Annotated in this window: 9 protein-coding genes and 1 tRNA gene; 6 read left to right on the top strand and 4 right to left on the bottom strand. The window is 67.2% G+C overall.

From position 1 onward, the window contains the following. Positions 1 to 93: 93 nt before the first annotated feature. From E3O62_RS16420 to E3O62_RS16405, 4 genes are all read right to left on the bottom strand, one after another. Complete coding sequence (locus E3O62_RS16420) at positions 94 to 1,395, bottom strand: ABC transporter permease (protein WP_134394177.1); 1,302 nt, start codon at positions 1,393 to 1,395, stop codon at positions 94 to 96. Beyond that, a complete protein-coding gene (locus tag E3O62_RS16415) occupies positions 1,392 to 2,114 on the bottom strand; it encodes an ABC transporter ATP-binding protein (RefSeq protein ID WP_134399298.1) in 723 nt (240 codons plus the stop codon). The genes E3O62_RS16420 and E3O62_RS16415 overlap by 4 nt, the downstream gene beginning before the upstream one ends. Before the next feature lie 194 nt (positions 2,115 to 2,308). After that, positions 2,309 to 3,979, bottom strand: coding sequence for a hypothetical protein (locus tag E3O62_RS16410; RefSeq protein WP_166786525.1), 1,671 nt, complete (start codon positions 3,977 to 3,979; stop codon positions 2,309 to 2,311). 270 nt (positions 3,980 to 4,249) lie between these two features. Beyond that, positions 4,250 to 4,888 carry an MBL fold metallo-hydrolase gene (locus E3O62_RS16405; protein ID WP_134394174.1) on the bottom strand — a complete coding sequence of 213 codons (639 nt, stop codon included), beginning with the start codon at positions 4,886 to 4,888 and terminating at the stop codon, positions 4,250 to 4,252. Between the two features lie 55 nt (positions 4,889 to 4,943). On the opposite strand from E3O62_RS16405, the gene E3O62_RS16400 reads away from it, so the two are divergent. The 6 genes from E3O62_RS16400 (at position 4,944) to leuD (ending at position 10,378) form a co-directional block, all read left to right on the top strand. Beyond that, positions 4,944 to 5,840 (top strand): diacylglycerol kinase family protein, encoded by an 897-nt coding sequence (locus E3O62_RS16400; protein ID WP_134399295.1) that lies wholly within the window; start codon positions 4,944 to 4,946, stop codon positions 5,838 to 5,840. A gap of 56 nt (positions 5,841 to 5,896) precedes the next feature. Beyond that, positions 5,897 to 5,969, top strand: a tRNA-Glu gene (locus E3O62_RS16395). A 239-nt stretch (positions 5,970 to 6,208) separates the two neighbouring features. Next, positions 6,209 to 7,234, top strand: a complete 1,026-nt coding sequence (locus E3O62_RS16390) for a TerC family protein (RefSeq protein ID WP_134394172.1) — start codon at positions 6,209 to 6,211, stop codon at positions 7,232 to 7,234. 44 nt (positions 7,235 to 7,278) lie between these two features. Further along, complete coding sequence (locus E3O62_RS16385) at positions 7,279 to 8,121, top strand: PP2C family serine/threonine-protein phosphatase (RefSeq protein ID WP_241973559.1); 843 nt, start codon at positions 7,279 to 7,281, stop codon at positions 8,119 to 8,121. Between the two features lie 199 nt (positions 8,122 to 8,320). Beyond that, on the top strand, positions 8,321 to 9,766 hold the full coding sequence (leuC, locus tag E3O62_RS16380) for a 3-isopropylmalate dehydratase large subunit (RefSeq protein WP_134394171.1): 1,446 nt from the start codon (positions 8,321 to 8,323) through the stop codon (positions 9,764 to 9,766). A 3-nt stretch (positions 9,767 to 9,769) separates the two neighbouring features. Further along, positions 9,770 to 10,378 (top strand): 3-isopropylmalate dehydratase small subunit, encoded by a 609-nt coding sequence (leuD, locus tag E3O62_RS16375; protein ID WP_134394170.1) that lies wholly within the window; start codon positions 9,770 to 9,772, stop codon positions 10,376 to 10,378. Positions 10,379 to 10,424 lie beyond the last annotated feature (46 nt).

Genomic DNA, 10,424 nt, shown 5'->3' with positions numbered 1-10,424 from the left:
TGGGTGGCCGCGCGCTTGCGGGCGCGCAGCCCCAGGTCGGCGGCGGGGCCGGCCGAACCGGGGCCGCTCGGGCCCGCACCGCTCGGGCCCGCGCTACTCATACCGCAGGGCGTCGATCGGGTTCTGCCGCGCCGCGGCCCGGGCGGGCAGGGTACCGGCCAAGAAGGCGATCAACATGACGACGCCGATGATGACGGCGATCGAACTCGGCGCGAACTGCACGACCTGAAGTCCGGGCAGGTTCTCGAACACTGTGGTAGCGAGGATGTTGCTGACCACCGAGCCGACGCCCACCGCCACGAGCGCGCCCAGGGCGCTGCCCAGGAAGCCGATGAAGACGGCCTCGGTGCTGAACAGGGCGTAGACACGGCCGCCGTTCATGCCCATAGCCTTCATCAGGCCGATCTCCCGGGTGCGTTCCTGCACGCTCATCAGCAGCGTGTTGATGATGCCGAAGCCGGCGGCGATCAGCGCGATCACGGCGAAGGCGTTGAGCACGCCGATGATGACATTGATCACGGTTTCGAACGAGCCGATCTGGTCCGCGACGGTCTGCGAGGCGTAGCCCTGGTCGGCGAGGTCGGCCTTGATCGCGACGATCTCCTCATCGGAGGCGTCCAGGTCGAACCGGGCGGTCGCGCTGGCATAGCTCTGTGGTGCCCCGGCGGGGGTGCCGGCGAGTTCCACGTCGTGCAGCCGGTCGGTCAGCGGCTGGTTGAGGCCGGCCCCAGCGCCAAGGATGGTCTCGTTCTGCACGCCGACGATGGTGGCCGGAACCTGCTGCGGGGTGCCCGCGAAATCAGTGATGCCGATGGAGACGGTCCGGCCGATGGCCGATTCCGGGGTACTGAAGCCCAGCGCGTCGAGGTAGGTGGTCGGCAGCAGAAGCTGGTCGGTGGCGCTCTCGTTGTCCAGTTGAGCTCCGGCCGCCAGGTCGGCCGTGGTGAGGGTGGCGGCCGCGTTCACGATCAGCTCGAATTTTCCGCTGCCGTCGTACTCGATGAAGTCGGGCGTGACCTGCACCGCCGGGTCGACGCCGAGGATGCCGCTGGTGGCTTTGATCGTGTCGAGGTCGGCGTCGGTGATCGCCTGGATGGTGCTGCCGGGGCGCGAGCCGTTGCCCAGGCTGATCGTGGTGGCCTTCTCCGGGTCATACGCGGCCGGTCCGTCGCTCTCCGTCGCCGCGGCGCCGTCGGTCTTGGAGACCGTGAGCACATCCGCCGCACCGATCGCCGAGACCTGGCTGTTGATGTAGCTCGTCACCCCGGTGCCGATGCCGCTGGTGATGGTGAGCGTGAACGCACCGATGAAGATGGCGATGACGGTCAGGCCGGTGCGGAGTTTGCTGCGTAAACTGTTCGCGATCGCGGTTGTGATGATGTCGACGAACTTCATGCGCGTGCTCCCTGGGGCTTCGAGATGGCGTCAGGAGATCTGGTGAGGTCCTCGATCCCGTCCCGAATGAAGATCTGGCGGTCGCAGCGGGCAGCGAGATCGATGTCGTGGGTGACGATGATGAGCGTGATGCCCTTGACCTTGTTGAGGGAGAAGAGGATGTCCTCGACGACGGCTCCGGTGGCCGTGTCGAGGTTGCCGGTCGGTTCGTCCGCGAAGATCACCTTCGGGTTGTTGACCAGGGCCCGGGCGATGACGGCGCGCTGCTTCTGCCCGCCGGAGAGGTTCCTGGCCTTGTTCTTCGCCTTGTCGGCCAGCTCCAACTGCTCCAAGGCTTTCATTCCGCGCGCCCTGCGCTCCTTCGGGCTGACCCCGGCTATCTTCAGGGGGAGCACGACATTCTCGAGCACGCTCGCATTGGCGGTGAGGAAGAACTGCTGGAAGACGAACCCGAAGTCCTGGTTACGAAGCCGGTTCACCTCCTCGCCCTTGAGCTTCTTCGCATCCGTTCCCTCGACCAGCAGCGCGCCGCTGTCCGGGTCGTCCAGCAGCGCCAGCAGGTGCATGAGCGTGGACTTGCCGGACCCGCTCTTGCCGACGATGGCGACGGATTCACCGGCGCGGATGTCGACGGAGACTCCCTTAAGCGCGTCGAAACGGTTCGCCCCGCTCCCATAGGACTTGCCGATGTTCTGGGCCGAGAGAACGGGAACAGTCATAGGGGCAGCCTCCTTCGGGGACTAGTCATCGGGTCGCACGTCTGCAGAGACATCACAATTACGGTAGCTGCACCGATGCCCCGCTAGCTGGGTGCGCCCTGTGCAGGGGCGGTGCATCTCCTTCTGTGGTCTTCGGCCGGACAGGGCAGGGCCCGGATCAGTGGATCCGGGCCCCGCTGCCGATCGGTTCTCGGTCAGCGCACCATTCTCAGGCGACGGATCAGCCAGACGGTTGTCCCTGCCAGGACCAATCCGATCAGGACCATGATCCCGGGAGCCGCGCGATTGAAGCTCAGCGTCTCGGCGCCATCGGCCAGCTTGCCTGAACCCGCGGCGACCTTGGCATAGCCGGCGCTCAGCTCGGCGGTGCCGGCGGCGAGCGTGTTCGCGCCGTCCAGGAGCGTCCCGGAGCCGTCCGATACCTTCTCGGTGCCCACGGCCAGGGCGGTGGACCCGGTTTCGAGCGCAGTGGTGCCGGTGACCAGCGTGGATGCCCCCGCCGCGAGGGTCTGCGTGCCGTCGGTCAATGACCCGGCGCCGATCGAGATGCGGGTTGCGCCGTCGGCGAGACTCACGGCGCCAGTCGCCAGGGTCGTCGCTCCCGTGAACAACGACGAGGCGCCGGCGGCTACTCGGCTGGTGCCGCCCTGGAGCGAGCTTGCACCGGTGGAAACCGCGCTGGTGCCGGCCGCAACCCGTTCGGAACCGGCGGTGAGGGCCTGCGTACCGACCTGGAGTTCCGAGGCCCCCGTCGCGACGGCACCTGTCCCCGCGGCCACCGCGGTAGCTCCGCCAGACACCTGGGCCGCGCCGGCGGCGAGGGTTGTGAGCCCGTCGCGCAGTTCTGCGGATCTCGTCTGGAGCACCGCAGTGCCCTCGCTCAGGGGCGTCAATGCGTCACGGAGGACGGCCGAACCGTCCCGAAGGGCAACAGCCCCGGACTCAACCCCCGTGGTGCCCGTGTGCAGGCTGGAGGCGGCGGAGCTCAGCCCCTGGAGAGTGGCCAGAAGGGCGTCCGGGGTGATCGTGTCCGCCTCGACCTGGTCGGCCAGGGTGGCGAGGGCGGCATCCAGCCTCATGGCGCCCGCAGCGACGCGGCTAGCTCCGTCGCTGAGTTCGGTGGCCCCCAGCGCGAGGGCCTCGGCGCCGCGCCGGGCCTGGTTCGTGCCCTGGGCGGCGGATGCCGTTCCCACGGCGAGCAGGACCGAGCCGTCGCGAGCAGTTCTGGCGCCGAGGGCTGCCTGGCCGGCGCCGGTGGCCAGGGTTGCCGCACCCGCGGCAACCTGCGTTGCGCCGGCGGAGACCTTCATGGCGCCGGTCCCTGTCGTGGCGACGCCGGTGGCGAGAGTCGCCGCACCGGTCGCAGTAGCTCCGGCACCGGTGGCGAGAGCGCTCGCTCCGCTGGCGGCGGTGGCGGCGCCGGCGGACAGCGTCTCCGCGCCCCGTGCGGCCGATTCGGCGCCGAGCACCAGCCTGGTGCTGCCGCTGACGCTCGTGAGTGCTCCGTCGAGGAGGGTGCCGGCGCCGGCCGAAGCGTTCGCCGCACCTGTCGCCAGGCTGACGGCGCCCGTGTTGGCCCGGGTCGCCCCGGCCTGGAGGTCGGCCGCACCGGCGGCCGCGGCGGCCGCGCCCTCCGACAGCGTTTCGGCGCCCACGGCGAGTTGCGCCGCGCCGCCGGTGACTTTCAGTGAGCCGGCTTCGACCGTGACGGCTCCGGTGGAGAGTTCTCCGGCGCCGCTGGCCAGCCGCCCGGTGGTCAGGAAGAAGAACGTCAGCAGCATGACCAGCATGAGGCTGAGCCCGGCCACAGTGGAGCGAATGCCAATGGTGCCTGGGCGGGATAGTGCACGGTCAGATCTCGTCATTGAGGCTCCTTGAAAGACGTGAGCGGGCATGCGGGCATGCCGGAACTCGCGTGGTGTGGTGTGCGGTGCGCGGTCAGACTCCGACGTCGCGGCCGGTGGTTCACGGCCGCGCGGCACGGCGGAACGCCGAAGTGACACGACCGTAGCAGTGGGGAGAGGCCACGAACCGAAGCCCGGAAAAGTTCGGGGCCAGGGCTAACGCATTCCGCGCTGACTATATATCGTTTGTGGGATTCCTACAGGGCTACCCCCCGAAAGGAGTGCCAAACATCACAGGTCGAGGGACTCGTTCGGCTCGAGCGGGAAGAACTCGCCACCGTTCTGCTCGGTGGCCCACTGAATCCGGGCATTGGAAAGTTCCTTGCCACCCCGGGAGAGTCCCATTTCGTGTGTGGGGAAGGTGCGGCGCGGCTCGAGGGCCAGCACGTAGTCCATCACCTCGCTGATCTTGAGCCAGGGCGCGCCGGCCGGAACGGCGAGGGTCTGCACTGTCACGCCTTCCGGAATCGCAAACGAGTCACCGCCGTAGTAGAGCTCCTCGTCGACGAGTACGCCGAGGTTGTCGATCACCGGGATCGTTGTGTGGATGATGGCGTGCGTGCCGCCGAAGAAGCGCAGCCGAAACGGCCCGGCCTCTACCATGTCGCCGGCGCTGACCACGGTCACGGGATAGCCGGCGGCGGCGGCGGCGACCCCGGCCGGGGCGAAGATCGCCACGTCGGGGTTCAGGGCGATGATGCGGTCCAGCTGTTCCGGGGTCCAGTGGTCGGGGTGCTCGTGGGTGAGCACGACGGCGGCGGCCCGGGCGGTGTCAGTGAGCGGACTTGTGAACGAGCCGGGATCGATGAACAACTTCTGGCCGGCCTTGTCGAGAATCAAGGCCGCGTGCTCGAGTTTCGTCAGTTTCATGAATTGAGCTAATACCCAATCTCAGAGCGCTGCAAGCTGAGGCCATACTGGAGCGGTGCCTCCATGTCTCCACCTCGTCGCCATCAACGCCGCCGCCGCTTTCGGCCGCCGCAGCGACGTCGGCCCTCGGGTTGCCCAGGCCTTGGTCGCGGGCGGCCACCAGACGACCAGTGTGAGCGCCCCCAGCTTCGACGCGCTTCGCCGCGACGTCCAGGGCGCCCTGGTGTCTCGGGTTGACGCTCTCGTGGTCGTCGGCGGCGACGGGATGGTCAGCCTCGGCACCAACCTCCTGGCCGGCACGAGTCGACCCCTGGCCATCGTGCCGTGCGGCACGGGCAACGACCTCGCGCGCGGGCTGGGGATCCCGGTCGACGACACGGATGCCGCCATCCGTCACCTGCTCGATGCCCTCACCCGCCCGCCGCGCGCCATAGACGCCGCCCGGGTGCGGTGCGGCGACACGACGATCTGGTTCGCTGGCGTGCTTTCGGCCGGGTTCGACGCCGTGGTCAACGAACGGGCCAACCGGATGCGCCGGCCCCGCGGGAAGAGCCGCTACACCCTGGCCATGCTGCTGGTTCTGACGACGTTTCGGCCCATCTCCTACCGGCTGACGGTCGACGGCCGGCCACGCCGGGTGCGCGCCATGTTGATCTCCGTCGCCAACAACGTGTCGATCGGCGGCGGCATGCGCATCGTTCCGGGTGCGGTGATCGACGACGGCCTGCTGGACCTCTTCATCGTGGCCCCGCTGTCGCGGGCGGGTTTCCTCCGCGTCTTCCCGAAGGTATTCTCGGGCACGCATACAACCTTGCCGCAGGTGGAAATCACCCGGTGTCGCAGCATCCGGATCGACGCCGACAGGGTCGCCGCCTACGCCGACGGGGAGCGGGTCGGGGCAATGCCGGTGCAGGTCGACGTGGTACCCGGAGCTCTGCTCGTGCACGCCTGAGCCGCTCAGTTTGGTTTTAGTTGTGGGCGTGTGGCATATTAGGTGAGTTGCAAAACGGCCCCATCGTTTAGCGGCCTAGGACATCGCCCTCTCACGGCGGTAACGCGGGTTCGAATCCCGCTGGGGTCACAACAGCCCGATTTCCTTATTTTCGAGGGGCACCGGGTGTCTTGTTTAAGCGAGACCCCCGGTAGACTCCACCGAGTGAAGGGGAGTATCCCTGTGCCCGTTTCGGGCACTTCGCCGTGGACGTCAGCACGGGCCGCGTCGCAGGGGCCCGGCACGGCGGTATCGACCCATCGATACGGGAGAGACTTTCAGGTTTCCTGCTGCCTCCAGCATTCCCTTCCGTGAAAGGCTCTACACGCATGGAAATTGCTCTCCCGCTCTGGTTTGAGATCGGGTCGCTCGTCGTCCTGACGCTCATCCTGGTTGCCGATCTCCTCATCGTCTTCAAGCGGCCGCACGTACCCTCGATGCGCGAGGCCAGCCTGTGGGTTGCCTTCTACGTGGGACTGGCCCTGATCTTCGCCCTGCTGATGCTGGTTCTGGGCGACGCCGAGCACGCGGGGCAGTTCCTCGCCGGCTGGCTCACGGAGTACAGCCTCAGCATCGACAACCTGTTCGTTTTCGTCATCATCATGGCGAGGTTCTCGGTGCCCCGGAAGTACCAGCAGGAGGTGCTGATCGTGGGCATCATCATCGCGCTGGTGCTGCGCGGCATCTTCATCCTGCTCGGAGCCCAGCTGATCGAGAACTTCAGCTGGATCTTCTACATCTTCGGCGCGTTCCTTCTCTACACGGCCGTGCACCAAGCGGTCGCGAAAGAGTCCGACGTGGACGAGGCCGACAATGGCCTGATCCGCTACCTGCGCCGGCACATGAACATCTCGTCGACCTTCGAGGGTTCGAAGTTGCGCACCCTGGTCGACGGCAAGAAGGTCTTCACCCCCATGCTGATCGTGCTCCTCGCGATCGGCACCACCGACCTGGTCTTCGCCCTCGACTCCATTCCGGCGATCTTCGGCATCACGCAGAGCCCCTTCATCGTGTTCACCGCGAACGTGTTCGCCCTGATGGGGCTGCGTCAGCTGTACTTCCTGCTGGGCGGGCTGCTCGAACGCCTCGAATACCTCAAGTACGGGATCGCATTCATCCTGTTCTTCATCGGCGTCAAGCTTGTCTTCCATGCCCTGCATAACAATGAGGTCTTCTTCATCAACGGCGGCGAGGGCGTGGGCTGGGCTCCGGAGATCGACACCTGGACTTCGCTCGGGGTGATCGTGGTCTCCATGGCCGTGGCCACCATCGCCAGCCTGATCAAGGCTCGGCGGGATGCTCGCCGGCGCGGTCACACCCTCGCCGAGGAGACCCCCCACTACGTCGAGGAGTGACATTCGCCGACGTGCCTCGCACGCCCTTGAACACAGGAGCTGACGTGGCCTCGCAGAGTGAGAGCGAACTGGTGCTCCCCGCAAACCGGGTGCGGTTCGTGTTCAGTGCCCGGAGCGACGTCGGCCGCGAGCGCAAGGTCAACGAGGACAGCTTCCTGGCCCAGGCCCCGGTCTTCCTGGTCGCCGACGGCATGGGTGGTCATGCCCAGGGCGACGTGGCCAGCCAGACGGTCGTGCGGGTCTTCGAGGAACACATCGCCTGCGACGCACCGTCGACCCCGGAACGCGTGCTCGACGCCATCCACTCGTCGAATGATGCGGTGCGCGACCTCAGCGCCGTCGACGACTACGGCACCGCGGTGTCCGGCACGACGCTGTCGGGCATCGCGTTCGTCGACGCCGGCGACGACGTCGGCTTCCACTGGATGGCCTTCAACGTCGGCGACTCGCGGGTCTACACCTGGGACGGGCACACGTTGGCGCAGCTGAGCGTCGACCATTCCGCGGTGCAGGAGATGGTCGACGCGGGTCTCATTTCCCGTGACGAGGCGGAGCAGCATCCGGAACGCAACGTGATCACCCGCGCGATCGGCACCGACGAGTCCGTGGACGCCGACGTGTGGCTGCTACCGGCGTCCGGGCGGCACGCGTTCCTGATCTGCTCCGACGGACTGACCAAGGAACTCGGCGCGGCCGAGATTGCGAGGATCCTGGCATCCTATGCCGGTGATAGCTTGCCCAGCCGGTCCCGTGCAGACGTGCTCGTCGACGCGGCTTTGGCCCGCGGCGGACACGACAACGTGACGGTCGTCTATGTGGAGTCGGAACTGGGCAAACCCGGGCAGGACGACACCGCCGACACGAACGAAGCAGCGAGCCACAGATAGAGTGACGTCGTGGACACAACGGAAACCACCCTCGAACGAGGGGCGTTAGGCAGAGCTCGCACACGCACAGTGTTAGCCTGTCAGGGTGCTGCTGCGTCGACTCCCTCTGCTCTGCCGCGACGAGTCCCAGTTCTGAGGCCTCTCTCGTCGTGGAGTTTCTGGTTGGCTGCATACCCATCGTTGAGGAAGACGCACACACATGACTGATGCACCACTGCTGGACGAACGTCCGCGTACTCTGGCCGAAAAGGTTTGGGACAAACACCTCGTCGCCAAGGGCGAAGACGGCACGCCCGACCTGATCTACATCGACCTGCACCTCGTGCATGAGGTCACCAGCCCGCAGGCCTTCGACGGGCTGCGTCTGGCCGGACGCCCTCTGCGCCGCCCCGATCTCACCATCGCCACGGAAGACCACAACACGCCGACCCTGGCGATCGACCAGCCCATCGCCGACCTCACCAGCCGCACCCAGATCGAGACGTTGCGGCGCAACTGCGAGGAATTCGGCATTCGCCTGCACTCGCTCGGCGACATCGAGCAGGGCATCGTGCACGTCGTCGGTCCGCAGCTGGGCCTGACCCAGCCGGGCATCACCGTCGTCTGCGGCGACTCTCATACCTCCACCCACGGCGCCTTCGGGGCCATGGCGCTCGGCATCGGCACGAGCGAGGTAGAGCACGTGATGGCCACCCAGACTCTGCCTCTGACACCCTTCAAGACCATGGCGATCACCGTCGACGGCACTCTCCGCCCCGGCGTGACGGCCAAAGACATCATCCTCGCCGTGATCGCGAAGATCGGCACCGGCGGTGGCCAGGGCTACGTGCTCGAATACCGCGGCAGCGCCATCCGCGCCCTCTCCATGGAGGGTCGCATGACCATCTGCAACATGTCGATCGAGGCCGGCGCCCGCGCGGGCATGGTGGCCCCGGATGCGATCACCTACGACTACCTTCAGGGTCGCGCACATGCCCCGGCAGGCCAGGATTGGCTCGACGCGGTCAGCTACTGGGACACCCTCGCCACCGACGACGGCGCCGTGTTCGACGCCGAGGTGCTGCTCGACGCCGACACTCTCGAACCCTTCGTGACCTGGGGCACCAACCCCGGGCAGGGCGTATCCCTGAGCGATACCGTGCCGGACCCGTCCGGAATCATCGACGCGAACGAGCGCTCGGCCGCCGAACGCGCCCTCGAGTACATGGACCTGGCGGCTGGCACCCCGATGAAGGAGATCCGGGTAGACACCGTCTTCCTCGGCTCTTGCACCAACAGCCGGGTGGAGGACCTGCGCGCCGCCGCCAACATCATCCAGGGCCATAGCCTGGCCCCCGGCGTGCGGATGCTGGTGGTGCCCGGTTCTGCGCGGGTGCGCATCGAGGCCGAGGCGGAGGGCCTCGATAAGATCTTCACCGACTTCGGCGCCGAATGGCGCTTCGCCGGCTGTTCGATGTGCCTCGGCATGAACCCCGACCAGCTCGCTCCCGGCGAGCGGTGCGCTTCCACGAGCAACCGCAATTTCGAGGGTCGTCAGGGCAAGGGTGGGCGCACGCACCTCGTCTCCCCGCTGGTCGCGGCGGCGACCGCCATCCGCGGCACGCTGTCGAGCCCGTGGGACCTGGTCCAGAATGGAGACGAGTAAGTAATGGAAAAGTTCACAACCGTCACGGGCATCGCGCTTCCACTGCGCCGCTCCAACGTCGACACCGACCAGATCATCCCCGCCGTCTATCTCAAGCGCGTCACCAAGACCGGCTTCGAGGACGCCCTCTTCGCCCGCTGGCGCGCCGACCCCGACTTCGTACTCAACAATCCGGCCTACGAGGGCGCCCGCGTGCTCGTGGCCGGCGCCGACTTCGGCACCGGCTCCTCGCGGGAGCACGCCGTCTGGGCGCTCCGCGACTACGGCTTCGACGTGGTCCTCAGCCCCCGCTTCGGCGACATCTTCCGCGGCAACGCCGGCAAGCAGGGTCTGCTCGCCGGCCAGATCTCCGAGGCCGACGCCCAGCGCCTGGGGGACATCATCGAGGCCTGTCCCGGAGTCGAACTGACGGTCGACCTCGTGTCGAGAACCGCCCGCGTGGGCGCCCTCACCGTTCCGTTCGAGATCGATGACTATACCCGGTGGCGCCTCCTCGAGGGCCTCGACGACATCGGCCTCACCCTGCGCGATGAAGCGCGGATCGCAGAATTCGAATCCCACCGGGAGCCATGGCGGCCCCGCACTCTCCCCGCAAGGCAGGTACGTTTGTGAGCACCATCAGCGAAATCACCCAGGACCGTGAAGACGACCAGAACCG

The sequence above is a fragment of the Cryobacterium sp. TMT2-15-1 genome (genome assembly GCF_004402345.1).
GTDB classification, from domain to species: domain Bacteria; phylum Actinomycetota; class Actinomycetes; order Actinomycetales; family Microbacteriaceae; genus Cryobacterium; species Cryobacterium sandaracinum.
The sequence above is the reverse complement of the archived record's forward strand: the minus strand, read 5'-3'. Positions and strand labels throughout refer to the sequence as shown.

Bases quoted from the DNA above. Each gene is read 5' to 3' on its own strand.
- E3O62_RS16420 (WP_134394177.1), bottom strand. From the start codon at position 1,395: ATGAAGTTCGTCGACATCATCACAACCGCGATCGCGAACAGTTTACGC.
- E3O62_RS16415 (WP_134399298.1), bottom strand. From the start codon at position 2,114: ATGACTGTTCCCGTTCTCTCGGCCCAGAACATCGGCAAGTCCTATGGG.
- E3O62_RS16410 (WP_166786525.1), bottom strand. From the start codon at position 3,979: ATGACGAGATCTGACCGTGCACTATCCCGCCCAGGCACCATTGGCATT.
- E3O62_RS16405 (WP_134394174.1), bottom strand. From the start codon at position 4,888: ATGAAACTGACGAAACTCGAGCACGCGGCCTTGATTCTCGACAAGGCC.
- E3O62_RS16390 (WP_134394172.1), top strand. From the start codon at position 6,209: ATGGAAATTGCTCTCCCGCTCTGGTTTGAGATCGGGTCGCTCGTCGTC.
- leuC (WP_134394171.1), top strand. From the start codon at position 8,321: ATGACTGATGCACCACTGCTGGACGAACGTCCGCGTACTCTGGCCGAA.
- leuD (WP_134394170.1), top strand. From the start codon at position 9,770: ATGGAAAAGTTCACAACCGTCACGGGCATCGCGCTTCCACTGCGCCGC.